Annotated in this window: 22 protein-coding genes; 11 read left to right on the top strand and 11 right to left on the bottom strand. The window is 59.5% G+C overall.

Features of this window, described 5'->3' with window-relative positions; genetic code table 11:
- Nucleotides 1–123 precede the first annotated feature (123 nt).
- The 6 genes from hrpA to PSH91_RS07350 all read left to right on the top strand — a co-directional run bounded on the left by hrpA (nt 124) and on the right by PSH91_RS07350 (nt 9,349).
- Nucleotides 124–4,035, top strand: coding sequence for an ATP-dependent RNA helicase HrpA (hrpA, locus tag PSH91_RS07325; RefSeq protein WP_305467723.1), 3,912 nt, complete (start codon nt 124–126; stop codon nt 4,033–4,035).
- A gap of 324 nt (nt 4,036–4,359) precedes the next feature.
- Entirely contained in the window at nt 4,360–5,481 is a 1,122-nt protein-coding gene (locus tag PSH91_RS07330) for a beta-ketoacyl-ACP synthase III (RefSeq protein ID WP_047227926.1), read from the top strand.
- 163 nt (nt 5,482–5,644) lie between these two features.
- Nucleotides 5,645–6,256, top strand: coding sequence for an RNA polymerase sigma factor (locus PSH91_RS07335; protein WP_305467724.1), 612 nt, complete (start codon nt 5,645–5,647; stop codon nt 6,254–6,256).
- Nucleotides 6,250–6,486, top strand: a complete 237-nt coding sequence (locus PSH91_RS07340; protein WP_047227924.1) for an anti-sigma factor — start codon at nt 6,250–6,252, stop codon at nt 6,484–6,486. The genes PSH91_RS07335 and PSH91_RS07340 overlap by 7 nt, the downstream gene beginning before the upstream one ends.
- Nucleotides 6,487–6,770: 284 nt before the next feature.
- Complete coding sequence (locus tag PSH91_RS07345; RefSeq protein WP_047227923.1) at nt 6,771–8,081, top strand: OprO/OprP family phosphate-selective porin; 1,311 nt, start codon at nt 6,771–6,773, stop codon at nt 8,079–8,081.
- A gap of 143 nt (nt 8,082–8,224) precedes the next feature.
- Nucleotides 8,225–9,349, top strand: a complete 1,125-nt coding sequence (locus PSH91_RS07350) for a GNAT family N-acetyltransferase (protein WP_305467726.1) — start codon at nt 8,225–8,227, stop codon at nt 9,347–9,349.
- A 16-nt stretch (nt 9,350–9,365) separates the two neighbouring features.
- On the opposite strand, the gene aqpZ is transcribed toward PSH91_RS07350, so the two are convergent.
- From aqpZ to PSH91_RS07375, 5 genes are all read right to left on the bottom strand, one after another.
- Entirely contained in the window at nt 9,366–10,055 is a 690-nt protein-coding gene (gene aqpZ / locus PSH91_RS07355) for an aquaporin Z (RefSeq protein ID WP_173407238.1), read from the bottom strand.
- A gap of 368 nt (nt 10,056–10,423) precedes the next feature.
- Nucleotides 10,424–12,256, bottom strand: coding sequence for an ABC transporter ATP-binding protein (locus PSH91_RS07360; protein WP_076385916.1), 1,833 nt, complete (start codon nt 12,254–12,256; stop codon nt 10,424–10,426).
- 84 nt (nt 12,257–12,340) lie between these two features.
- On the bottom strand, nt 12,341–12,904 hold the full coding sequence (locus PSH91_RS07365; protein WP_047227919.1) for a peptidylprolyl isomerase: 564 nt from the start codon (nt 12,902–12,904) through the stop codon (nt 12,341–12,343).
- Nucleotides 12,905–12,908: 4 nt separating this feature from the next.
- Nucleotides 12,909–13,712, bottom strand: a complete 804-nt coding sequence (locus PSH91_RS07370) for an alpha/beta fold hydrolase (protein ID WP_047227918.1) — start codon at nt 13,710–13,712, stop codon at nt 12,909–12,911.
- Between the two features lie 14 nt (nt 13,713–13,726).
- Nucleotides 13,727–14,650, bottom strand: coding sequence for a LysR family transcriptional regulator (locus PSH91_RS07375; protein ID WP_076385912.1), 924 nt, complete (start codon nt 14,648–14,650; stop codon nt 13,727–13,729).
- Between the two features lie 50 nt (nt 14,651–14,700).
- On the opposite strand from PSH91_RS07375, the gene PSH91_RS07380 reads away from it, so the two are divergent.
- The 4 genes from PSH91_RS07380 (at nt 14,701) to PSH91_RS07395 (ending at nt 17,468) form a co-directional block, all read left to right on the top strand.
- Entirely contained in the window at nt 14,701–15,015 is a 315-nt protein-coding gene (locus tag PSH91_RS07380) for a hypothetical protein (protein WP_047227916.1), read from the top strand.
- 151 nt (nt 15,016–15,166) lie between these two features.
- The gene (locus PSH91_RS07385) at nt 15,167–15,766 is read left to right on the top strand and encodes an FMN-dependent NADH-azoreductase (RefSeq protein ID WP_047227915.1); all 600 of its coding nucleotides are present in this window, start codon (nt 15,167–15,169) and stop codon (nt 15,764–15,766) included.
- A gap of 348 nt (nt 15,767–16,114) precedes the next feature.
- Complete coding sequence (locus tag PSH91_RS07390) at nt 16,115–16,990, top strand: carboxylate/amino acid/amine transporter (RefSeq protein ID WP_160891852.1); 876 nt, start codon at nt 16,115–16,117, stop codon at nt 16,988–16,990.
- A 61-nt stretch (nt 16,991–17,051) separates the two neighbouring features.
- The gene (locus PSH91_RS07395; RefSeq protein ID WP_092458258.1) at nt 17,052–17,468 is read left to right on the top strand and encodes an Lrp/AsnC family transcriptional regulator; all 417 of its coding nucleotides are present in this window, start codon (nt 17,052–17,054) and stop codon (nt 17,466–17,468) included.
- 56 nt (nt 17,469–17,524) lie between these two features.
- On the opposite strand, the gene PSH91_RS07400 is transcribed toward PSH91_RS07395, so the two are convergent.
- The 6 genes from PSH91_RS07400 to PSH91_RS07425 form a co-directional block, all read right to left on the bottom strand.
- Nucleotides 17,525–18,199, bottom strand: coding sequence for a phenylalanine--tRNA ligase beta subunit-related protein (locus PSH91_RS07400; RefSeq protein ID WP_160891854.1), 675 nt, complete (start codon nt 18,197–18,199; stop codon nt 17,525–17,527).
- Nucleotides 18,200–18,203: 4 nt separating this feature from the next.
- Nucleotides 18,204–19,421 (bottom strand): ATP-grasp domain-containing protein, encoded by a 1,218-nt coding sequence (locus PSH91_RS07405; protein WP_305467730.1) that lies wholly within the window; start codon nt 19,419–19,421, stop codon nt 18,204–18,206.
- Nucleotides 19,422–19,432: 11 nt separating this feature from the next.
- Nucleotides 19,433–20,614: a hypothetical protein gene (locus PSH91_RS07410; protein ID WP_092458267.1), complete on the bottom strand. Its 1,182-nt coding sequence runs from the start codon at nt 20,612–20,614 to the stop codon at nt 19,433–19,435.
- Between the two features lie 9 nt (nt 20,615–20,623).
- On the bottom strand, nt 20,624–20,938 hold the full coding sequence (locus PSH91_RS07415; protein WP_092458270.1) for a Rieske 2Fe-2S domain-containing protein: 315 nt from the start codon (nt 20,936–20,938) through the stop codon (nt 20,624–20,626).
- A 12-nt stretch (nt 20,939–20,950) separates the two neighbouring features.
- Complete coding sequence (locus PSH91_RS07420) at nt 20,951–22,327, bottom strand: iron-containing redox enzyme family protein (RefSeq protein WP_305467733.1); 1,377 nt, start codon at nt 22,325–22,327, stop codon at nt 20,951–20,953.
- A gap of 156 nt (nt 22,328–22,483) precedes the next feature.
- Nucleotides 22,484–23,773 (bottom strand): mechanosensitive ion channel family protein, encoded by a 1,290-nt coding sequence (locus tag PSH91_RS07425; protein WP_305467734.1) that lies wholly within the window; start codon nt 23,771–23,773, stop codon nt 22,484–22,486.
- A 193-nt stretch (nt 23,774–23,966) separates the two neighbouring features.
- Here PSH91_RS07425 and PSH91_RS07430 point away from each other — a divergent pair, with 193 nt between their 5' ends.
- Nucleotides 23,967–25,313, top strand: a complete 1,347-nt coding sequence (locus tag PSH91_RS07430) for a DEAD/DEAH box helicase (RefSeq protein WP_047227912.1) — start codon at nt 23,967–23,969, stop codon at nt 25,311–25,313.
- Nucleotides 25,314–25,362: the final 49 nt, after the last annotated feature.

Below are 25,362 nucleotides of genomic sequence, written 5' to 3' on the forward strand. Positions count from 1 at the left end.
CCGCTATCGCGAGCAGGCTCGCTCCCACAAGGGAACAGCGGGCAGGCTGCCATGGGTCGGCGCAGCCTGCGCAAATCTGCGACAATCGGCCCCCTGCACAAACCGACGACCCTTGCGTACCTGATGACTGACCAAGCCCCCGCTATCGACAAACTGCTGAAAAACCTCGACCACGCCATGCTCGCCGACCGTCACCGGTTGCGGCGTCAGTTGCTCGAGCTGCGCAAGAAACCCGACGAGGCCAAGCTGGCCCAGTGGGTGACGCGCATGCAGGCGTCGTGTGATCAGGTGTTGGCGCGCAAGGCCAGCCTGCCGGTCATTCGTTACGACGACAGCTTGCCGATCGCCGCCAAGCGCGACGAAATCAAGGACGCGCTGCTCAAGCATCAGGTGCTGATCATCGCTGGCGAAACCGGCTCGGGCAAAACCACGCAACTGCCGAAAATCTGCCTGGAAATCGGTCGCGGCCAGCACGGTTTGATCGGCCATACCCAGCCGCGGCGGATCGCCGCGCGTAGCGTGGCGAGCCGGGTCGCCGAAGAGCTGGCCACGCCGCTGGGGGCGCTGGTCGGTTACCAGGTGCGGTTCGAAGACCAGAGCGACGCCAACACTCTGATCAAGTTGATGACCGACGGCATCCTGCTGGCCGAGACCCAGAACGACCGTTACCTGGAACGCTACGACACGATCATCGTCGACGAAGCCCACGAGCGCAGCCTGAACATCGATTTTTTGCTCGGCTACCTCAAGACCCTGCTGCCGCGTCGCCCGGACCTTAAAGTCATCATCACCTCGGCGACCATCGACCTGGAGCGTTTTTCCAAGCACTTCGATGACGCGCCGATCGTGGAAGTCTCGGGTCGCACCTTCCCGGTGGACACCTGGTATCGCCCGTTGACCCTGGAGCAGGACGAGGAGGGCAACCGCGTCGAGGATGACTTGACCGTCGACCAGGCGATCCTCGCCACCCTCGATGAAATCGCCGCCTATGAGCGTAGCGAACGCCGCAGCCCCGGTGATGTGCTGGTGTTCCTGCCGGGCGAGCGGGAGATTCGCGACGCGGCGGAAATGCTGCGCAAGGCCCAGCTCAAACACACCGAAATCCTGCCGTTGTATGCGCGGCTGTCGCCAGCCGAACAGCAGCGGATCTTCCAGTCCCACCCTGGCCGTCGCGTGGTGCTGGCGACCAACGTCGCTGAAACGTCGCTGACCGTGCCGGGCATCCGCTACGTGATTGACAGCGGCACCGCGCGCATCAGTCGCTACAGCTATCGCGCCAAGGTCCAGCGCCTGCCCATCGAAGCCATTTCCCAGGCCAGCGCCAATCAGCGCAAGGGCCGCTGCGGGCGGGTCGAGCCGGGGATCTGCGTGCGGTTGTACAGCGAGGAGGATTTCCTCGGCCGGCCGGAATTCACCGACCCCGAGATCCTGCGCACCAACCTGGCGGCGGTCATCCTGCAGATGTTGCACTTGCGCTTGGGGGAGATTACCGATTTCCCGTTCATCGAACCGCCGGACGGCAAGGCCATCACCGACGGCTTCAACTTGCTGCAAGAGCTGTCGGCGGTGGACCGCAACAGTCAGTTGACCCCGCTGGGCCGCCAGTTGGCGCGCTTGCCGGTGGACCCGCGCATGGGCCGTATGCTGCTGGAAGCGGCGAAACTGGGCAGCTTGCAGGAAGTGCTGATCGTCGCCAGCGCCATGTCGATCCAGGACCCGCGCGAGCGTCCACCGGAGCGTCAGCAGGCGGCTGACCAGGCCCACGCCCAGTGGAAAGACCCCGACTCGGACTTCGCCGGGCTGGTCAATCTGTGGCGCGGTTTCGAAGAGCAGCGCCAGGCCCTGACCGCCAGCCCGCTGCGCAACTGGTGCCGCAAGAATTTCCTCAACTACCTGCGCCTGCGCGAGTGGCGCGATTCCCATCGCCAGTTGAGCTTGATCTGTCGCGACATGCAGTTGAGCCTCAATAAAGAGCCGGCTGATTTCCCGAAACTGCACAAGGCGGTACTTTCCGGCCTGCTGAGCCAGATCGGTCAGAAAACCGAAGACGGCGACTACCTCGGTGCCCGCCAACGACGGTTCTGGGTTCACCCCTCGTCAGGCTTGGGCAAGAAGCGTCCGCAATGGCTGATGACCGCCGAACTGGTGGAAACCACCAAGCTCTACGCGCGCATGGTGGCCAAGATCGAGCCGGATTGGATCGAACCGCTGGCCGGCCACCTGATCAAGAAAAACCACTTCGAACCCCATTGGGAGAAAAAGCGCGGGCAGGTGGTGGCGTATGAGCAGATCACCCTGTTCGGGCTGATCGTGGTCGGTCGCCGGCCGGTGCATTACGGGCCGGTGGACCCGGTGGTGTCGCGGGAACTGTTCATCCGCGAGGCGCTGGTGCGCGGCGAGATCCAGTCCCGGGCCAAGTGCCTGAGTGCCAATACCCAACTGCTGGAGCAACTCGACGAACTGGAAGCCAAGGCCCGCCGTCGCGACATCCTGGCGGACGAGGAAACCCTGTTCGCCTTCTACGATGCGCGCTTGCCGGCCGAGATCCACCAGACCGCGACCTTCGACAGCTGGTACCGGATCAACAGCCAGAAAGACCCGCAACTGCTGATCATGCGCGAAGAAGACGTGCTGGCCCGCGAGGCCAGTGAAGTCACTGCCGCGTATTACCCCGACACGTTGCGCGTCGGTGAGCTGACCTTGCCGCTGAGCTACCATTTTGAACCCAACCATCCCCGCGACGGCGTGACCTTGCGCGTGCCGGCACCGCTGCTGCCGATGCTGCCGCCGGAGCGTCTGGAATGGCTGGTGCCCGGGATGATCGAAGCCAAGTGCATCGCCCTGGTGCGCAACCTGCCCAAGGCCCTGCGCAAAAACTTCGTGCCCGTGCCGGATTTCGTCAAGGCCGCGCTGCAACGCATCACCTTTGCTGAGGGTTCGTTGCCGCAATCCCTGGGCCGCGAACTGCTGCGCATGACCGGCGCGCGGGTCAGCGACGAAGCCTGGGCGGAAGCTGCGCAGCAGGTGGAAAGCCATCTGCGCATGAATCTGGAAATCGTCGATGGCCAGGGCAAGTTTCTCGGTGAAGGCCGCGACCTGGCCGAGTTGACGGCACGCTTTGCCGAAGCCAGCCAGGCCGCCTTGGCCGTGCCGCAGACGGCGAAAAGCCAGGCGCCGGTGGAAGCGAAAATCTTCGCCCCGGTGGCCGAGAAAACCCAACAGAAGATCGCCGGGCTGTCGATGACGGTGTACCCGGCGCTGGTGGAAGAGGGCGGTGTGGTCAAGGAAGGCCGCTTCCCGACCCCGGCTGAAGCCGAGTTCCAGCACCGTCGCGCCTTGCAGCGGTTGCTGATGCAGCAATTGGCAGAATCGGCCAAGTTCCTGCGCGGCAAACTGCCCGGGTTGACGGAACTTGGCCTGCTGTACCGCGAACTGGGACGCATCGACAGCCTGGTGGAAGACATCCTGCTGGTCAGTCTCGACAGTTGCGTGCTGGAAGGCGAGGCGAGCCTGCCCCGTGATGGCGCCGCGCTGGCATCCCTGGCCGAGCGCAAACGCGGCGGCTGGACCGAACATGCCGAACGCCTGGCGAAGCTGACCCTGGAGATCCTCAAACTCTGGCACGGCCTGCAAAAACGCTTCAAGGGCAAGATCGACCTGGCCCAGGCCGTGGCCCTGAACGACATCAAACAGCAACTCAGCCATCTGGTGTACCCGGGATTTGTGCGCGAAACCCCGCATCAGTGGCTCAAGGAGCTGCCACGCTACCTCAAGGCCATCGAGCAGCGCTTGGAGAAACTCGGCAGCCAGGTGCAGAAGGACCGGGTCTGGAGCGGTGAACTGTCGAACCTCTGGGTCCAGTACCAGACCCGCGCCAGCAAACACGCCCAGGAAGGCAAGCGCGACCCGCAACTGGAGCTGTACCGCTGGTGGCTGGAGGAGTACCGGGTGTCGCTGTTCGCCCAGCAACTGGGCACCAAGGTGCCGATTTCGGATAAGCGCTTGAGCAAGCAGTGGGGGCAGGTGGAGCCCTGACCCCGGCGCAAGACCTGTGGGAGCGAGCCTGCTCGCGATAGCGGTGGGTCAGTCAACATTGATGCTGGCTGATCCAGCGCTATCGCGAGCAGGCTCGCTCCCACAGGGTTTGGTTTTGTAATTCACTGAGAATGGGCCAAACGCCAGCGTTTATGGCAAACTTCGCGCCTATAAATGCCGGTCCCGTGGTTTTTAGCGTCGATGATCACGGGCGGATCGGAATAAAGCGCTGCCAGGTCTGCTTCCCCTGGATGGGAAAAGACCCCTTGTGTGTTGGTACGTCGGTGCCAACGCTTTCTGCCTGAACAGATCAGAGACACGACCATGCATAACGTCGTCATCAGCGGCACCGGCCTGTACACCCCGGCCAACAGCATCTCCAATGAAGAGCTGGTGCAGTCTTTCAATACCTACGTCGCGCAATTCAACGCCGACAATGCCCAAGCCATCGAGCGGGGAGAAGTCGAGGCGTTGACCGAATCCAGCGCGGCGTTCATCGAAAAAGCTTCTGGCATCAAGAGCCGCTTTGTCATGGACAAGGATGGCATCCTCGACCCGCAACGCATGACCCCGCGCCTGCCCGAGCGCTCCAACGACGAGTGGTCGGTGCTGTGTGAAATGGCCGTCGGTGCCGCGAAACAGGCCCTGGAACGCGCCGGCCGCACCGCCGCCGACATCGATGGCGTGATCGTCGCCTGTTCCAACCTGCAGCGTCCGTACCCGGCCATCGCCATTGAAGTCCAGGAAGCGCTGGGCATCGAAGGCTTTGGTTATGACATCAACGTGGCCTGTTCCTCGGCGACGTTCGGCATCCAGGCCGCGGCCAACAGCGTACAACTGGGCCAGGCCCGGGCGATCCTGATGGTCAACCCTGAGGTGTGCACCGGCCACCTGAATTTCCGCGACCGCGACAGCCACTTCATCTTCGGCGACGCGGCCACCGCGGTGATCATCGAACGGGCGGACCTGGCGACCTCGCCGTATCAGTTCGACGTGGTCAGCACCAAGCTGCTCACCAAATTCTCCAACAACATCCGCAACAACTTCGGCTTCCTCAACCGCGCCGGGGAAGAGGGGATCGGCAGCCGTGACAAGTTGTTTGTCCAGGAAGGTCGTAAAGTCTTCCGCGATGTCTGCCCGATGGTGGCCGAACTGATTGGCGTGCACCTGGAAGAAAATCAGCTGAGCGTCGGTGAAGTGAAGCGTTTCTGGCTGCACCAGGCCAACCTGAGCATGAACCACCTGATCGTGCGCAAGCTGCTGGGTCGCGAAGCCACCGAAGAAGAAGCGCCGGTGATCCTCGACCGCTACGCCAACACCAGCTCGGCGGGTTCGGTGATTGCGTTCCACTCCTACCAGGATGATTTGCCCAGCGGTTCGGTCGCCGTACTCAGCTCGTTCGGCGCCGGCTATTCGATTGGCAGCGTGATTCTGCGTAAGCATTGATCCTCTGGCGGCGACGAATTTTTTGTGGAAGCAAGGTCATGTGGGAGCAAAGCTTGCTCACGAAACAGGCAGCGCGGTTTATGAAGGACCGCATCGCGGGCAAGCCTTGCTCCCACATCAGCCCCCTCGCCACAGCCGCGATCTATTCAGCAATGGGCGTTGAATGACCGTCACCGACGACACACAACTGCTCCAACGCCTCCTGGCCGGTGAGCAGCAGGCCTTCAAAGAGCTGGTCAGCACCTACCAGAGCCCGATGCGCGCCGTGGCCTACGCCATCGTGGGCAGTCGGCATGCCGATGAAGTGGTGCAGGACGCCTGGTTGTCAGTGGTGCGCAACCTCAATGGCTTCCAGGGCCGCTCCAGTCTCAAGACCTGGCTGCTGACCATCACCGCCAACGCCGCCAAGGGCCGCTACAAGCAGAACCGTCGGGAGGTGTTGCTCGATGATCTGGCGTCGCCCCACGGCACCCTGGGCGATGATCGTTTCGCCGCGGATGGCCATTGGCTGCTAGCACCGTTCGCCTGGCATCAGGACACACCGGAGGCGCTGCTCACGATGAGTGAGCTGCGCGAATGCCTCGAGCACACGCTGCTCAGTCTGTCGCAACTGCAAAGCAGTGTCTTGACCCTGCGCGAACGTCAGGGCCTGGAACTGGAAGACATCTGTAATCTTCTGGACATCTCGCTCTCCAACGTACGTGTGCTGTTGCATCGGGCACGGCTGAAGGTCTTTGCGACCGTAGAACATTTCGAGGAAACCGGCGAATGCTGACCTGCAAGGAACAAGTGGCGCGCTCCAGCGATTTTCTCGACGGCCAACTGAGTTTTCGTGAGCGCCTGATGATGCGCCATCATCTGATGTTCTGTGCCACGTGCCGGCGTTTCATTCGCCAGATGCGCCTGATGCAGGCCACGCTCAGAAAGCTGCCTGAATCGCCGGTTCCCAATCTGGATCAGTTGGCTGAAAAACTCGCGGCCGAGCGCCGTAAAAATATTCGCTGAGTCCCAGACACCCCTACGCCCCTGTGGGAGCGAGCCTGCTCGCGATGGCATTGTTTCATTCGACATCAATGCCGGCTGATTGACCGCTATCTCGAGCAGGCTCGCTCCCACTGGTATTGGTGCAGCAGTTATTCCCTTTCGAAGTAAAAAGTTCCCCTGTCATAAAATCTTTATCTGACAGCAACTGCGCTGACACAACCCATCGCCAAGATCCCCTCCAACACCAGCGGGCTCAGTTCCGCGTGTTTTCTAACGGCATAGACTACCAACAGGGGAATTCTTCGATGATCCGTAAGCACTTCGCAGGTGTTGCCGCCAGCGCACTGGCAATGGCAGTAACCGCCCAGGCTTTCGCCGGCACCGTCACCACCGATGGCGCCGATATCGTGGTCAAAACCAAGGGCGGCCTTGAGGTCGCTACCACCGACAAAGAGTTCAGCTTCAAGCTTGGCGGTCGTTTGCAGGCTGACTACAGCCAGTTCGACGGTCTCTACACCGATAATGGCAATTCGGCCGACGCCGCTTACTTTCGTCGCGCTTTCCTGGAACTGTCCGGCGTGCTGTACACGGACTGGGCCTACACCATCAGCTACGACTTCTCGCATAACGCCGGCAGTTCAGACGACGGTTACTTTGACGAAGCGTCCATGGCCTACAACGGCTTCAAGCCGGTCTCGATCAAATTCGGTCGTTTCGACCCGGATTTCGGCCTGGAAAAAGCCACCAGTTCCAAGTGGGTGACCGCGCCGGAGCGTAACGCTGCTTACGATCTGATCGACTGGGCCAACGGCCACCAGAACGGTCTGGGTCTGCAAGCGTCCAGCACCTTCGCCGATTCGTTCTATGCCTCCGCTGGCGTATTCGCCAAGGACAACAACGACACCGACGGCGACAGCGTCAAGCAGGTCAACGGTCGCTTCGTATTCGCGCCGATGCACGACTCCGGCAACGTTCTGCACTTCGGTGTGAACGTCGCCTCCCGTGACGTCTCCGACACCGTATTCGATGCACGTTATCGTTCCCGCCTGGGCATGCGTGGCGTCGAAACGCTGGGTGGCAACGATGCCGGCCCTAACGGCAACCGTCCGTTGCTGGGTGGCGCGAACAACTCGCCGGCCGGTTCGTACGACACCGACACGGCGTTCGGCCTGGAAGCCGCTTTCGCCATGGGTCCTGCGTCGATCCAGGGTGAGTACATCTCGCGTAAAACCAAGGCTGACAGCGATGCCTTCGAAGACATCAAAGGCCACGGCTTCTACGTCCAGGGTGCCTATACCATCACTGGCGAGTCCCGTGGCTATAAAGTCGGCAAGTTTGACGCGATCAAACCCCAGAACAAATCCATCGGCGCCTGGGAAGTGTTCTATCGCTACGACAGCATGACCGTCGAAGACGACAACATCACCACTGCCTCCGCGACCCGTGACGTGGGCGATGCCGAAGCCAAGGTGCACAACCTGGGTGTGAACTGGTACGCCAACGAAGCGGTGAAAATCTCCGCTGCCTACGTCAAGGCCAAGGCCGACAACGTGACCAATGCCAACGGCGACGACGATGGTGACGGTTTTGTCATGCGCGCCCAGTACGTGTTCTAAGTCGTGCTGATTTGATTCAACGCTTCATGTTTCATCCGTTATAGCTCCTTTGAACCCCGCCTCTGGCGGGGTTTTTTTTTACGTCCGTCCGCTCAGGATCGGCGATACTCGCCCCATCCGCATTCTGGATATCGGGGAGCCGCATGCCGCTACACGTTCTGGACAGCCTGTCCGCCATCGCGCCGCAAGAGTGGGACGCGCTGGTGCCCGTCAATCAACTTTTCCTGCGCCACGCTTTCCTCACGGCCCTGCAAGACAGTGGCAGCCTGGGCCCGCAATCAGGCTGGCAGGCCGAGCATCTGCTGCATATTGAAGACGGTCGTTTGCTGGCGGCTCTGCCCAGTTATCGCAAGTGGCATTCCTACGGCGAATACGTGTTCGATCACGCCTGGGCCGACGCCTGCGCCCGGGCCGGGATCGACTATTACCCCAAGCTGTTGACGGCGGTGCCGTTCAGCCCGGTCAGTGGCCCGCGGCTGCTGGCGGCAAGTGGGGAAGACGGGTTGGAGTTGCTTGCCAGCCTGCCGGGTTATCTGGAAATCGAATCGCTCTCCAGTGCCCACATCAACTTCACCGATGCCTTCACCGACGCAGCGTTGGCCGGGCAGGAGGGCTGGCTGCAGCGGATTGGTTGCCAGTACCACTGGCGCAATCGCGGGTATCGGGACTTCCAGGATTTTCTCGACGCGCTCAGTTCCCGCAAACGCAAGCAGATGCGCAAGGAACGTGAGCAAGTGGCGGGGCAGGGCATCGAGTTCCAATGGCTGGAAGGTCATCAACTGGACCAGGCCCAATGGGATTTTGTCTACGCCTGTTACGCCAATACTTACGCGGTGCGTCGGCAAGCGCCGTACCTGACCCGGACGTTTTTCAGTCTGCTGGCCGAGCGCATGCCCGAGGCCATTCGCGTGGTATTGGCCAAACAAGGTTCACGGCCGGTGGCGATGGCGTTCAGCCTGGTGGGCGGTGACAGTTTTTATGGGCGTTACTGGGGTTGCCTGGCGGAATTCGACCGTTTGCACTTCGAGACCTGTTTTTATCAGGGCATGGATTACGCCATTGCCCACGGCTTGCAGCGTTTCGATGCCGGTGCCCAGGGCGAGCACAAACTGATTCGTGGTTTCGAGCCGGTGATCACCCGTTCCTGGCACTACTTGCGCCATCCTGGCCTGAAGGCGGCGGTTGCAGACTTTCTGGTCCGGGAGCAGGAGGGCGTGTTGGCGTATGCCGAAGAGGCGAAGACCGCACTGCCTTATCGGCAATGCTGATCTTCGCCGGCGTGACTCAGCTGTTTTCCTTGCCCAGCCAGCGGTAAGCAACACCGCCGACGATGGCGCCCAGCAGCGGTGCCACCCAGAACAGCCACAATTGTTCGATGGCCCAACCGCCGACGATCAGTGCCGGACCGGTACTGCGGGCCGGGTTGACGGAGGTGTTGGTGACCGGAATCGAGATCAGGTGGATGAGCGTCAGGGCCAGGCCGATGGCAATCGGTGCCAGGCCGGCTGGCGCACGTTTGTCGGTGGCGCCGAGGATGATCAGGATGAACATTGCCGTCATGACCAGCTCAGTCACAAAGCCGGCCACCATGGAGTACTGACCGGGCGAATGTTCGCCGTAACCGTTCGCTGCCAGGCCGGAAGCGGCCAGGTCGAAGCCTTCCTTGCCGCTGGCGATGAAGTAGATCAATGCGGCGGCGAGCACCCCACCAATGACCTGGGCAATGATGTAGGCAGGCAGTTCCTTGGCCGGAAACCGCCCGCCCACGTACAAGCCCACCGAGACGGCCGGGTTCAGGTGGCAACCTGAGATATGGCCGATGGCGAACGCCATGGTCAACACCGTCAGGCCGAATGCCAGGGCAACACCCAGCACGCCAATCCCGGAAGCGGCCAATACAGCGCTGCCACAGCCGCCCAACACCAGCCAGAACGTACCCAACAACTCAGTCGTTGAACGTTTGAGTAAAGACATAAGCATCCTTGATAAAACAGTCGTGATAATCGGTTATGCATCCAGCAGAATTACGACAGGTTCATCTCCAGAACCTGGGCTGAGTACAGCAAATTTTTGCGACAAATCCAGCGGCATTAAAAAACCGCCAGAGTCATGGACTGTGGCGGTTTCGTCCTTGGACGGTGGGGAGTATGTGGTTGCGGTGTGGGCTAAATGGATCCTGGACAGAATTTTTCAGAATGGCGCTCGGGCGCTGGGCTGTGGGAGCAAAGCTTGCTCGCGAGGCAGGCGCCTCGGGCCATCCGGGAGACCGCGTCATCTTCATCGCGGGCAAGCCTTGCTCCCACACGACTCCCACGCCTCCTGTCTGTAGAAGCCAACCCGGTTCAGTCGATGCCCACAAACCCACCCGTCTGATGCTGCCACAGCCGCGCATACAACCCGCCATGGGCCAGCAGTTCGGCATGGCTGCCGGTCTCGGCGATGCGGCCGTTTTCCAGCACCACCAGCCGGTCCATTCGCGCGATGGTGGAGAGGCGGTGGGCGATGGCGATCACGGTCTTGCCTTGCATCAGGGTCTCGAGGCTTTCCTGGATCGCCGCTTCGACTTCCGAGTCCAGTGCTGACGTCGCTTCGTCCATGATCAGGATCGGCGCATCCTTGAGCAGCACCCGTGCGATGGCAATACGTTGACGCTGGCCGCCGGACAGCTTCACCCCGCGTTCACCCACATGGGCATCGAAACCGCTGCGGCCTTCAGCGTCCGACAGCAGCGGGATGAACTCATCGGCCCGGGCCTTGTGCACCGCCGCCCAGAGTTGCGCATCGGTGGCGTCGGGTTTGCCGTAGAGCAGGTTGTCGCGAATGGAACGGTGCAGCAGCGACGTGTCCTGGGTGATCATGCCGATGCGCTCGCGCAGGCTTTCCTGGCCCACTTCTGCGATGTCCTGCCCATCGATCAGAATGCGCCCGCCCTGCACGTCATACAGACGCAGCAGCAGGTTGACCAGCGTGGATTTGCCCGCACCGGACGGGCCGATCAGGCCGATCTTTTCCCCCGGCTTGATCACCAGGTTGAGGTCGCCGATCACCCCGCTTTTCTTGCCATAGTGGAAATCCACATGCTCGAAGCGCACTTCGCCACGGGCCACCGCCAAAGGCTTGGCCTGGTCGCGGTCGGTAACGCTGACGGGCTGGGCGATGGTCTGCAAACCGTCCTGGACCATGCCAATGTTTTCGAAGATGCCATTGACCACCCACATGATCCAGCCGGACATGTTGACGATACGGATCACCAACCCGGTCGCCAGGGCAATCGCGCCCACGCTGATCAGCGACTGGGTCCAGAGCCACAGGGCCAGCGCCGTGGTGCCGACGATCAGCAGCCCGTTCATGCTGGTGATGACCACATCCATGCTGGTGACCACGCGGCCGGCCAATTGGGCTTTCTCGGTCTGCTCCTGGATGGCTTCGCGGGCGTATTGCTGTTCGAAGTTGGTGTGGGCGAACAGCTTCAGCGTGGTGATGTTGGTGTAGCCGTCGACGATCCGGCCCATGAGTTTGGAGCGGGCATCGGACGATACGACGGAGCGCTCCTTGACCCGCGGCACGAAGTAGCAGAGTGCACCGATGTAGGCGGCGATCCAGATCAGCAGCGGGATCATCAGGCGCCAGTCGGCTTCGGCAAACAGCACCAGTGAGCTGATGGCGTAGATCAGCACGTGCCACAGCGCGTCCACGGCCTGCACCGCTGAGTCGCGCAAGGAGTTGCCGGTCTGCATGATGCGCTGGGCGATGCGTCCGGCGAAGTCGTTCTGGAAAAAGTTCAGGCTCTGCTTGAGCACGTAGCTATGGTTTTGCCAGCGGATCAGGCTGGTCATGCCGGGGCTCAAGGTCTGGTGCACCAGCAGGTCATGCAAGGCCACGAAGATCGGCCGGAAAACCAGCGCCACCACCGCCATCCACGCCAGCTCCAGGCCGTGGAGCTTGAAGAAGTCCACGTTCGGCGTGCCCTGGGTCAGGTCGATGATGCGGCTCAGGTAGCTGAACAGCGCCACCTCGATCAGTGCGCCGATCAGGCCCACCACCAGCAGCACGGCGAAGCTGGGCCAGACTTGTTTCAGATAATAGGTGTAGAAGGGCAGGACGCGGTTCGGTGGTGCCGAGGTAGGGGCGTCGCGGAAAATGTCGATCAGTGTTTCGAAACGGCGATAAACCATGGGTACATAGCCCGGGCCGGGCTCTCCTTTTTTCCTGTGAGCGGCGCGGGATCGCCGCCGCCGCTCAGGCTTGCCCTGTGCTGTTTAGTCGATGCGCTTGGCCGACTTGATGATCACAGGATCGATCGGCACGTTTTGCATGCCTTGTTTGGTGGTGGTCTGGGAGTTGACGATGATGTCCACCACGTCCATGCCCTTGACCACTTTGGCGAACACTGCGTAACCGGCGTCACGGCCCGGGTCGAGGAACGCATTGTCGGCCACGTTGATGAAGAACTGGCTGGTGGCCGAGTTCGGGTTGGAAGTACGCGCCATCGACAAGGTGCCACGAACGTTATGCAGGCCATTGCTGGCTTCGTTCTTGATCGGTGCCTTGGTGTCTTTCTGTTGCATCTGTTGGGTGAAACCGCCGCCCTGGGCCATGAAGCCCGGGATCACGCGGTGGAAAATCGTGTTGTTGTAGAAGCCGCTGTCCACGTACTCAAGGAAGTTCTTGGTACTGATCGGCGCCTTGACCGGATCCAGCTCGATTTCGATCTGACCGTTGGTGGTGTCCAGCAATACGTGGGGCGCCGTGGTCGGCTGCGCGGCCATCAGGTTGGCGGCAAACAGGACGGAGCCGGCGGCGAGGGCGATTTTTTTCAGCATGGGTTCAGTGATCCTGAGTAGTTGAGTCGATTGCGGTCAAAAATTCGAGCAGGGTTTGGTTGAAGCGCTCGGGTTGATCCAGCGGGGTCGCGTGCCGTGAGTCGGCAATGACCACCAGCCGGGCATCGGGCAGCAGTTTCACATAGGCCTCTTTCAAGGCCACGGGGGTGTAGTCGTGGTCGGCGCAAATGACGAGGGTTGGACAGGCCACCTGCGACAGTCGTTCCTGAACCCCCCAACCCACAATGGCATCGAAGCTGGCGAGATAAGCACGTTTGTCGTTTTTTGCCCAGCGCCGGGCCATTTCCAGGCGTAACTCGGTCTGTTGCGGTTTGGGGAACAACTTGGCGCCCAGGGCCTTGCCAATGGTTTCAAGGCTCAGAAGGCGCATCAGGCTCCAGCGCTTGAACCATTGCCAGCAGTCATCAGGCGTGCGGACTTTGACTTGCGGCGCGCTGTTGACGATGCACAGGCTCTTGACCCGCCCTGGCTCATCCACGGCCAGTTGAAAACAAATCATGCCGCCCATGGACCAGCCCACCAGATGCACCGGGCCCAGGTCCAGGTGTTCGAACAGGGCGATCAGGTCGGCGCTGAAACCTTCGATGCTGTAAGGCCCGCGAGGTTTGTCGGAGCGTCCATGGCCGCGCACGTCCACTACGATCAAACGGTAGTGGGCGGACAATACCGGGATCTGTTTTTCCCAGTCGCGGGTGCTCGAGCCCAGCCCGTGGACCAGGATCAAGGGCGCGCCGTGGCCATATTCCTCGTAGTGCAAGTTGCAATCTTCGTGGGCGAAATAGGCCATTGGCAAAATCCTTGTCAGGCTTGTTCAGGGGCGGCGAACGGCGCATCCAGCGGCGCGGTGTCGAAGGTGCGCAGCAGTTCGATGAGGATTTGCGTGGCCGGACCCAAGGGTTTTTCCTTGTTGGAAAAAAGATAGAAGGTGGAGTTACGGCTGCCGCCTTGTTCCAAGGGTAGACGCTTGAGCAAGCCCTCCTTGAGTTCCCGCTCGATCATGTGCCGTGGCAGCCAGGCGAAGCCCAGGCCGCTGCCGACGAACGTCGCGGCGGTGGCCAGGCTACCGACGGTCCAGCGTTGCTCGGCCCCCAGCCACCCGACGTCGCGGGGTTGCTGGCGACCGGAGTCGCGAATCACCACCTGCAATTGGCTTTCCAGGTCCTGGAAGTTCAGTTCGCGGTTGAGGCGATGCAGGGCGTGTTCGGGATGGGCCACCGCGACGAATTCAACATCGCTCAGTTCGGCGCCCAGGTAACCGGGAATGCTGAAGCCGCTGATGGCTAGGTCCGCCACGCCTTCGAGCAGCACTTCCTCGACACCCGATAGCACTTCTTCGCGCAGGCGCACGCGACAGCCACGGCTTTGCGGCATGAACGCGGTCAAGGCACGTACGAGGCGGGCGTTGGGATAGGCGGCATCGACCACCAGCCGCACTTCCGCTTCCCAGCCTTGCTCCATGTGATGGGCCAGGTCTTCCAGTTGGCTGGCCTGTTTCACCAATTGACGGGAACGACGCAGCAATACGCCGCCGGCTTCGGTCAACACGGCCTTGCGCCCATCGATACGCAGCAACGGCACGCCGAGCTGGTCCTGCATGCGGGCCACGGTGTAACTCACCGACGACTGGGAGCGGTGCAGCACCTCGGCGGCCTGGGCGAAGCCGCCGTGGTCGACCACCGCTTGCAAGGTTCGCCATTGATCCAGGGTCACGCGGGGCGCTTTCATATTGAGCTCCTCTTGTCCTAAGCTGGCGGTCCCTTGGTGGAGACTGCCTAATGAAAAAAATCTGTTGTGTGGTGCTGGCCCTGTTGCCGCTGACTGCGTTCGCGTACCCGATCGATGTGGAAAAACACCTCAACGGCCTGAGCATCGACTACACCGCCTATGACACCGACGCCGACATCGGCTCCATTCAGGTCAACAACTACGGCGGCACCGACGCGGCCTGCACTGTGGTGTTTCGCAACGGCCCTGAAGCGCCACGTACCCGCAAGATCGAAGTCGCCGCCGGCAAGTTCAAGAACGCCACCGCCAAGTTCAACCGCAACATCATCAAGCTGCGCATCACACTGACCTGCCAGCCGAAATAAGTCGGTGACACAGGAGCGAGCCAATCCTTGCTCCGCTTATAAACGAATTTATCGATGTTTTGCAGCAACTATTTGCGCTTTTTGATCGATGTAACCATGTTTAAGCTTCACTCCATCGACTGACAACATTCTCCGATGGAGGCTACATCCCATGTCCCGCGTTCTGATCATCGAAAGCAGTGCCCGCCAGCAAGACTCGGTGTCCCGTCAACTGACCCAGACCTTCATCAACCAATGGAAAGCTGCGCACCCGGCCGATGAAATCAGTGTTCGTGACCTGGCCATCCATCCGGTACCGCACCTGGACGCCAATCTGCTCGGGGGCTGGATGAAGCCCGTCGAGCAGCGCAACGACATCGAAAACGCTTCCCTGGAACGCTCCAACCAGTTGACCGATGAGTTGCTGGCCGCTGACGTGCTGGTGATGGCCGCGCCGATGTACAACTTCGCCATCCCGAGTACCTTGAAAGCCTGGCTGGACCACGTACTGCGTGCCGGTGTGACCTTCAAGTACACCCCCACCGGTCCCCAGGGCCTGCTGACCGGCAAACGTGCCTTCGTCCTGACCGCTCGCGGCGGCATTCATGCCGGCGCCAGCTCCGACCATCAGGAACCCTACCTGCGTCAGGTCATGGCCTTCATCGGCATCCACGACGTGACCTTCATCCATGCCGAGGGCATGAACCTGGGCGGTGATTTCCAGGAGAAGGGCTTGAATCAGGCCAACGCCAAGTTGTCCCAGGTCGCCTGATCCGTTAATCCTCAGGTAATCGCCAGGTGGTCTAGTGGCCTGGCGCTCCCTTCAAGCTGTTTTGCGCATCGAACCTCCCTTAGCACTTGTTGCTCCTGAGTGCAGTCGCCCGATTGAACGCTTTAGCGAGATCGGGCTTTTTTTTGCCTGCAATTCCAGGCCAGCCTCACAACCCTGTGGGAGCAAGCCTGCTCGCGATTGCAGTGTGACTGTGTAAGAGAAATCACCTGACACTCCACCATCGCGAGCAGGCTCGCTCCCACAGGGTTCAGTGCCTGGGCTGGCTACTGCAGTTAGCGACAACCGGCAAAAACCGCTATCTTCGCCGCCATCCGAAACGAGGGGCGTATGGGCTATCTACTTTTTGTCACGCTGATTCAGGCGTTTTCCTTCAGTCTGATTGGCGAATACCTGGCCGGGCATGTCGACAGTTACTTCGCGGTGCTGGTGCGGGTTGTGCTGGCGGGGCTGGTGTTCATTCCGCTGACCCGCTGGCGTCAGGTGGAACCGTCGTTCATGCGCGGCATGCTGTTGATCGGCGCCTTGCAGTTCGGCGTGACCTACGTGTGCCTGTACTTGAGCTTTCGTGTGCTGACGGTGCCCGAGGTCCTGCTTTTCACCATCCTGACGCCGCTGCACGTGACCCTGATCGAAGACGCGCTCAATCGTCGCTTCAATCCCTGGGCCTTGATCGCGGCGCTGGTGGCGGTGGCTGGCGCGGCGGTGATTCGTTACGACCGGATCAACCCGGATTTCTTCATGGGCTTTTTGCTGCTGCAACTGGCCAACTTCACCTATGCGGCCGGGCAGGTGCTGTACAAACATCTCGTCGCTCGCCATCCCAGCGACCTGCCGCACTACCGGCGTTTCGGCTACTTCTACCTCGGCGCACTGGCGGTGGCGTTGCCGGCCTTCCTGATGTTCGGCAAGGCGGATTTCTGGCCAGAAGCACCGCTGCAATGGGGCGTACTGATATTCCTCGGCCTGGTCTCCACCGCTTTGGGGCTTTACTGGTGGAACAAAGGCGCGTGCATGGTCAACGGCGGCACGCTGGCGGTGATGAACAACCTGCATGTGCCGGTGGGGTTGCTGGTCAACCTGCTGATCTGGAACCAGCACGAAGAACTGGGGCGGTTGCTGCTGGGCGGGTCGGTGATATTGGCGGCGGTGTGGATCAGTCGGTTGGGTATAAAACCGGCGCCTGGCGTAAACTCCGCGGCGTGATCGTCAGCGGCATCGGCGCGAGCGGTAATGCCTACGCAACAGAAACAGAGGGAGCTGCGAAGTGGACAAGGTTGATGAGCTGATTATTGCGGCCTTGAAGGATGATTCCAGAGTTAGCCTGGCGCAGCTTGCCAGGCAAGTGCACAAGTCCCGTACGGCGGTAGAGTCGCGTGTTCAAAAACTGATTGAAAAGGGTGTGATCCTGGGCTTCACCATCAACGTCGCGCAGGACGAAGAAGCCCAACAGTCGGCGTTTCTGATGCTGCGACTTGACGGCAACAGTTGCCATCTGGTGTTTCCGAAGATCTATCACTACCGCGAAGTGATTCACGCCTATTCGCTGTTTGGCGATGTGGACATGATGCTCGAAGTCAAATACAAAAACTTTGAGGCGCTGATGGTGCTCAAGGACAGTTTCCTGAAGATTGAGCATGTCAATGAAGTGGTGGTTAACCCGGTCCTCAAGGCCTGGCGCTGAGGAGGATTGAGCAGTGGCTGGCAGGCTGCTCAATCCTTGTTCATGCCTCAGCGGGGTTACCGGTCGACCACCGTCTCAAGGAAGTAATGATTCAGGCTCGGCATTTTCTGACGAAGCATGTCTATCAACTCTTCAATGATTGACCGATTGAACGCCCTAGGCGTCTCGTCGTGCCCCAGTACGACAACCAGCAGATTCGACGAATCCTGGGTCAGACGAAAATCATGGGCATCGGCGTCTACCTTGCCAATGCTTGCCAAGGGGACATCACCGCAGCTATAGACGAGATCGCCGGTGGGTATGGTGATGTCTTTCTTGGCAAACAGCGGTCGGAAGTTCCTGGGTTGTTCCGAACGGAATACATGAATGTCTTCCTGGTGATGGTAGGTGTGCACGCCGATACTGACGCCGTGGCGAATCGCAACGGCGTTATAGGCGTCGACAATATTGTTGATGGGCTGGGCGCCTTTGGAGATGAATCGCCTGAGCAGTTTCTCATTGGCGCTGACGGTATTTTCATAGCCGAGCTTTTTGAGCTGTCTGGAAAACCCTTCATACACACTGTTCGAGATGAGGCTGTTCAAGTGGGAAGCAACGTGATTCAGGTTGCTTTGCAGCACGCCCATGAAACTTTGGTCATCGGAAACGGTAACGTTGCTGATCACCGCCGCGCAGGCATTGTTGATGCCCAGGTCACTGGCGGATTTCTGGATGATTAAACGGGGCTTCATCACATTAACACCATAGTTTATTGCGTATGCTTTCGGTGCTGGCATCCAGTTGGTTGACCTCAGGATGATGGAGCCAGAACAAGCCGGGGCAGGTGGCAAAGTCGATCGTTACCGGTGTGGTATCGCCGGGGCTGATGAAATATTTGTGGCCGCAATAGGCAACATCCTGGGCAACACTGTGCAGCACCGTCGAAGAAGGTGTGTTGAAGGTGCGCTTTTCGTGGGAGCAGAAGAAACCGATTCTTCCCCGGCTGATTTGGCTGACTTCTTCGGCCGGGGTCGGCGAGCGTCCCAGGTAGCAGTCAACGGACAACGAAAGCAAATCAGGCTGGTAGACCTGCTGAAAGAGTTGCGGCGCAATCCCTCCGTGCAGGCGACCTCCCGCCTCAATCATCACTGGGCCTGCATCGGACCAGATGATATCCATGTGGATGGGGCCAATCCTGATGCTCAATGCGGCGGCTGCCTGGCGCGCGTAGTCGATCAGTGGTTGCACATCGGGTGAGCGGGGATCGAGGGTGTCCAGGCTTTCATAGACAAACCGGCTGCCGTTTTTATTGACCTTGGTGTACTTGCACACGGAAGCCACGACGAACGTGCCCTCGAACGCGACCATATCGACCACGTACTCCGGCCCCGATATGAACGGCTGGACGATGAAGCCAAGGTTGATCTCACCCAAGTCATTTTTTTTATTCCATGCCGCGCCATCCAGTGCAGCCTGTACCGCTTCCTTACCTTCGGCGAACACAACACCTTCGGTAGCCGCTGAGTTCAAAGGCTTGATCACGTATTTGAGGGTCGGGTCCAGTGTGGCCACAAAATCCGCAATGTGCGTGGGTGAACTCAAGATGTCTGAAGGAATGTGGCGTAAACCGTGTTCCTTCAGCGCTTGCTGCATGGCGAACTTGTTGCGACGAAGGTCGCTGGTTGCGCGACTGTTACCCGTGAGGCCGAGGGCTTCTGTCAGGTAGTCCGTGAGATAGATCGCTGTTTCGCACCCAGCGATGACTGCCGTCACGGACAGGGTCTTTAAAGCCTCCAGCGGTTTATCGTCCCAGTAGTAAATCGCCTCGAAGTTTTCCTTCACCAAGTCACTGGTGAAGTGCAGGGGCAACTCGCCGGTGGAAATAACAGCAACACAACGTACGCCTTGGGCATTGAGCACTGGCGCGTAGAGCTTGCCGGTGGAGAAAGGATCAACAATCAGTACGGTTTTCAAATCATCCACTCCTATTCAGCGGTGACCGCGGGCGAGACGCCGGGGCTGAGATTCCAGACCAGCACGGCACATCCCAACAGTGCGGCCGACGCGATCATCAGAAGGCGCGCGCCTTCGATTCCCAAAAAGCCTGATGTGGTGAAGAACGTCAGGATCATGGGCGCCGAGCCGCTGACCAGCAGGTAGTAAAGCGAGCTCTTGGCTGCGATGACATCGGCAATCCGCGCATTGGGCGCAGACTCGATCAGCGTTTTACGCAGCTGGATCCTCAGGCTGTTGATGCAAAAACCCAGCAGGAACGCTGCGGCCATCATCACGTAGAGGTTCTGGAAATAGACGATCGCGACATCGGCCAGGACCACCATCAACATGGCGCTGTAACTGTTGAGCTTGATCCGTGGCAACACGGCGGCGCTGAAAGCACCCAGGCCGGCCAAGCCACTGGCGACACCAAACAAGGTGGCGTTCCACTCATTGAGCTTCTGGAAGACGATGGGCACCAGGCTGTTGAACGCGCCGATGTGGAAGCCGATCATGCTCAGGACGATGATCAGGATGTAAAGATTGGCTGGCAGATGCCGGGCGAGAATTGCACTGGTGTCAGGCGCCTGTACCGGATCGTCGGATGTCGGGGTTGCGGCTACCAGCAACGTTGCTCCCAACGACACGATAGCCGCCAGGCTGATGATCTGCAGGGTCTGATTGACCGAGAAGATATCCACGATCACCCCCCCGAGCAGCGCGCCGCCGAAGGCACCTATCTGGATGGAGGTTTGCATCAGGCGTGCAGACGTGTCGCTGTTGGTCAGGCCCGCCAGCACCAGCTTGGTGTTTTTTGACTCCAGGGTACTGATGGTGAAGTAGTCGGTAACCCCCACCACGAACGCGATACTTAAAAAGCCGATTGGCAGCAGCGCGGCGTCGGTAAGGGACAATCCCAGAATGGCTCCAAATGCCGTGAGTCGAATGTAGAGCAATCGACGCATGCTCAGTTCGACGGTAAAAAACTTACCGATGAACTGTTCGCACAGATAAGGCACCACTGTCGCCACACACAAGGTCGCACCCACCAGGAATGTCGACCCGGTGGTTTCCAGGCCGAACCAGACCATGGCGATGACGATCGCCATATCCAGGCCGGTGAAGAGGGTAACGATCGAGTAGAACGCTCCCAGGGTTGATTTATTAGTCATACGCTTTACTCAGTCATGGCGAGAAAGTTTGAACAGCGGCACGCACCGGTTGTTATCGCTGACCACGGTGCTGATTACGTTCCGCACACGCACCGTTGGCAGGGATTTCTTTTCCAGGTTGCAAAGTTTGTAAGCGTTGTCGTGCCAAGGGCAGATCACGCTTTGCCCGTCCTGCGTGACTTCGCCCATGTGCAACGGACCGCCTCGATGGGGGCAACTGGTGGGCAACAGCTGTGTGGAATGAGGATGGCGCTTGAGAAAATAGGTTTTCTCGTCCACAGCGACGTAATTGACGTGGGTCAGATTCAGGCTGATGGCTTTCATGGGCTGGGTTACTCAGATTGCCGTAACGGTGTAGGTGCAGGTTTTGCTGGTGACGCAAGTGCCATGAATCATCCCCTTGGGAATCACGACGCCCTCGCCAGCCTTCAGTCGGACTGACAATTCAGGACTCAGGACAAAGTCCAGCTCGCCTGACTCGACCCAGAACAACTCGTCGTTGGAATGGGTGTGCAGCACCGAGAGTTCGTTTTCCGACTCGGTGATGCGCATGTCCACGTTGCGTTGGCCATGAAGTTCTGCCGCGCGGGCGCGATGTTCATCCAGTTCGTCGTGCCACTTGATGTGGGCATAGAGCTCTTCGTCGGCGATATCCTGGAGCAATTTGAATTCTTCGAAGCCGCGGATAAGGTCCGGAATGATCTTGTTGCCGAACTGTTCGATCATCGGGATGATCAGGCGCTTCAGGGCCATGCGTCCGTGATGAACGTCGATGTGGGAATGTTCATCGAAGTATTCGGTGGACACGGTGTTGTTGAAGATGGTCCGGATCGCGCGCGACTGATGTTTGGTCGTTAAGGCCAATGTCGCTTCGGTGTAATACATGGCACCGATGTAACGGAACAACTCGCCATGGTTGGCTGAAACGTAATGGAAGTAGTTGGTCAGCGACAGCGAGCTGGCGGTATAGAACTGCCAGTAGTGATGGACGCGATGCGACATGCTCATTTCCTTAAGCATATTTTCTAAAAAAATGGTGTCATTTTTTTCCACGCCATAACCGTACTCGTCGATCAGGATCTTGAATAATCTGGTGGTGTCCACATTGCAGTTGCCCAACACTTTGCGCGCCATGACTGATGCTTTACTGAGATAGCCACTCGCGCACTGAGTCATGAAAAACTTGGCCGCCCGTTGTGGATCACGGCTGTGTGTGAGGACTTCGAAGAGCTTGGGTTCGGATTGTGCTACGTCTTCCAACACTTTATCGGTATGCGCCAGGAACGATTCGAGTTCCCAAGGGCCGTTGATATGGACCTCTTCCTTGAGCCAGCCGTAGACATAGTTCTCCAGCACGGGACGGATTTTTTTACCGAACGCCACGTGTTGCGGCTCATAGAAGTCCTTGAACTCCTTCAGGTTGAACGCCATGGGCGGCTTGGGGAGGAAAACCAAGTCCTGCTCGTAGATGTTCAGCAACAACCGTTGCACCAACAAATGGTGGCTGCTGGAAAGTTGATTGATTTTCAGGCTCTCGGTGAGCAGCGAGTCATTGATGTCTTGAGGTCGCGAGGGGCGCCGATACGGGCTGCTGGTATAAAAACTGCTGGGCTGGGCGAACGCATCGGCCTGAGCATAGAGGGCGAGTGCCTCAGCTTCTGCATTCGATCCATCGTAGGCAGACTCACGGGTGAGTTTTGTCGTCCATAACATGTCGTAGCGCCTTCGCTCAATGAATGAAGGCAAGATGCTAAAGGTTGGAAATACTTGGAAATAGACGAGATATGTCCGCGCTCGTAGTGAAATCCACTAAAGGCATAGCGGTATTTTGGCTGATTCGATTCATGTTCGATCTGCCGATCGTAGCGTTCAGTTTTCCAAGCGTTCGACTGCCTTGACGTCCGGTTTGATGGCCAACAACCCCGCCCGCAAATCCGTGCCGCTCGGCTGTTGGTACAAGCTCAACCCGAACTCCGGCATTACCGCCAGCAGGTAATCGAAAATATCCCCCTGGATACGCTCATAGTCGGCCCACGCAGTGGTGCGGGTGAAGCAGTAGATTTCCAGCGGGATGCCCTGGGCCGTGGTCTGCATCTGGCGGACCATGCAGGTCATGTTTGGCTGGATGTCCGGGTGGCTTTTCAGATACGCCAAGGCGTAGGCGCGGAAGGTGCCCAGGTTGGTCATGCGCCGGCGGTTGGCCGACATCGCCGCGACGTTGCCCTGGGCTTCGTTCCAGGCCTTGAGTTCGGCCTGTTTGCGGCTGATGTAATCGGTCAGCAGATGAACCTGGGTCAGGCGCTGTTCTTCCTCGTCCTGCAAAAACCGCACGCCGCCGGCGTCGATGAACAGGCTGCGCTTGATCCGCCGCCCGCCAGATTGCTGCATGCCGCGCCAGTTCTTGAACGACTCGGACATCAGGCGCCAGGTGGGGATCGAGACGATGGTCTTGTCGAAGTTCTGCACCTTGACCGTGTGCAGCGTGATGTCCACCACATCACCGTCGGCCCCCACCTGAGGCATCTCGATCCAGTCACCGACCCGCAGCATGTCGTTGCTGGTCAGCTGCACGCTGGCGACGAACGACAGCAAGGTGTCCTTGTAGACCAACAGAATCACCGCCGACATGGCCCCCAAACCCGACAATAGCAATAGCGGCGAGCGGTCGATCAGGGTGGCAACAATGATGATCGCGCCAAACACATACAGCACCATCTTGGTCAGTTGCACGTAGCCTTTGATCGAGCGGGTGCGGGCGTGTTCGGTGCGGGCGTAGACATCCAGAAGGGCGCTGAGCAGGGCGCTGATGGCCAGCACCATGAACAGGATGGTGAAAGCCAGGGCAACATTGCCCAGGAAAATCATGCTGGTCTTGCTCAGTTCCGGCACCAGGTGCAGGCCGAACTGGATGACCAGCGAGGGCGTCATCTGCGCCAGGCGATGGAAAACCTTGTTCTGGCGCAGGTCGTTGACCCAGTGCAGGGCCGGCTGGCGACCCAGCAACTTGGCACCGTGCAGGATCAGGTAACGCGCCACGCGCCCCAGCACCAGGGCAATCACCAGCAGCAGTATCAGTGCAAGGCTGGAATGCAGGAGGGGATGCTTATCGAGAGCACCCCAAAGGTCTTGAATGTTGACCCAGAGCTGTTTGATGTCCATGGACGAAACGGTTCTTCTATAAAGACGCGACGGTGCGATTAGAGCATTTAAGCCAGGTTAAGTGACCCTTGATGACGAGTCGGCTCACAAAAAAGCCACTGATTAGCGCCGTTCGTATAAAGAAACTCGGCCTTCGCGCTCGAAACCGTTACCCTATGCAGCTGTTTTTTTGCATTTCTTCGAGGTAGCACCCGTGTTTTCCCAATTCGCCCTGCACGAACGCCTGCTCAAAGCCGTGGCCGAGCTTAAATTTGTCGAGCCAACGCCGGTGCAGGCAGCGGCTATTCCGCTCGCGCTCCAGGGGCGTGATCTGCGGGTGACGGCGCAGACCGGCAGCGGCAAGACCGCGGCGTTCGTGTTGCCGATCCTCAACCGCCTGATCGGCCCGGCCAAGGTTCGTGTCAGCATCAAGACCCTGATCCTGCTGCCGACCCGTGAACTGGCCCAGCAAACGCTCAAGGAAGTGGAACGCTTCTCGCAGTTCACCTTCATCAAGTCTGGCCTGATCACCGGTGGCGAAGACTTCAAGGTCCAGGCCGCCATGTTGCGCAAAGTACCGGACATCCTGATCGGCACGCCAGGGCGGATGATCGAGCAACTGAACGCCGGCAACCTCGACCTCAAGGAAGTCGAAGTGCTGGTGCTGGACGAAGCCGACCGCATGCTCGACATGGGTTTTGCCGAAGACGTGCAGCGCCTGGTGGACGAATGCACCAACCGCCAGCAGACCATGCTGTTCTCCGCCACCACCGGCGGTTCGGGCCTGCGGGAAATGATCGCCAAGGTGCTGAACAACCCTGAGCACTTGCAGCTCAACGCGGTCAGCCAGCTGAACTCCACGACCCGTCAGCAGATCATCACCGCTGACCACAACCAGCACAAAGAACAGATCGTGAACTGGCTGCTGGCCAACGAAACCTACGAAAAAGCCATCGTGTTCACTAACACCCGCGCCATGGCCGACCGCATCTACGGTCGCCTGGTGGCCCAGGAATACAAGGCGTTCGTGCTGCACGGCGAGAAAGACCAGAAAGACCGCAAGCTGGCCATCGACCGCCTCAAGCAGGGCGGCGTGAAAATCCTCGTCGCCACCGACGTCGCCGCCCGCGGCCTGGACGTGGAAGGCCTGGACATGGTCATCAACTTCGACATGCCCCGCAGCGGCGACGAATACGTGCACCGTATCGGTCGTACCGGACGCGCCGGCAACGATGGCCTGGCGATTTCGCTGATCTGCCATGGCGACTGGAACCTGATGTCGAGCGTCGAGCGCTACCTCAAGCAGAGCTTCGAGCGCCGCACCATCAAGGAAGTCAAAGGCACCTACGGCGGACCGAAAAAGGTCAAGGCCTCGGGCAAGGCCGTTGGCGTGAAGAAGAAAAAGGTCGACGCCAAGGGCGACAAGAAGAAAACCGGCGCCAAGGCCCCGACCAAGCGCAAGATCGCCAACCGCCCGAAGACCGACGCTTTGTCGCTGGTCAGCAAGGACGGCATGGCCCCACTCAAGCGCCGCAAGCCGGAGGCGCCAGCGGCTGAGTGAAACGGCGGTAGTGCTGCACAAAAAACCGGACCTTGGGTCCGGTTTTTTA

The organism is Pseudomonas sp. FP1154 (assembly GCF_030687245.1).
Classification (GTDB): Bacteria; Pseudomonadota; Gammaproteobacteria; order Pseudomonadales; family Pseudomonadaceae; genus Aquipseudomonas; species Aquipseudomonas rhizophila.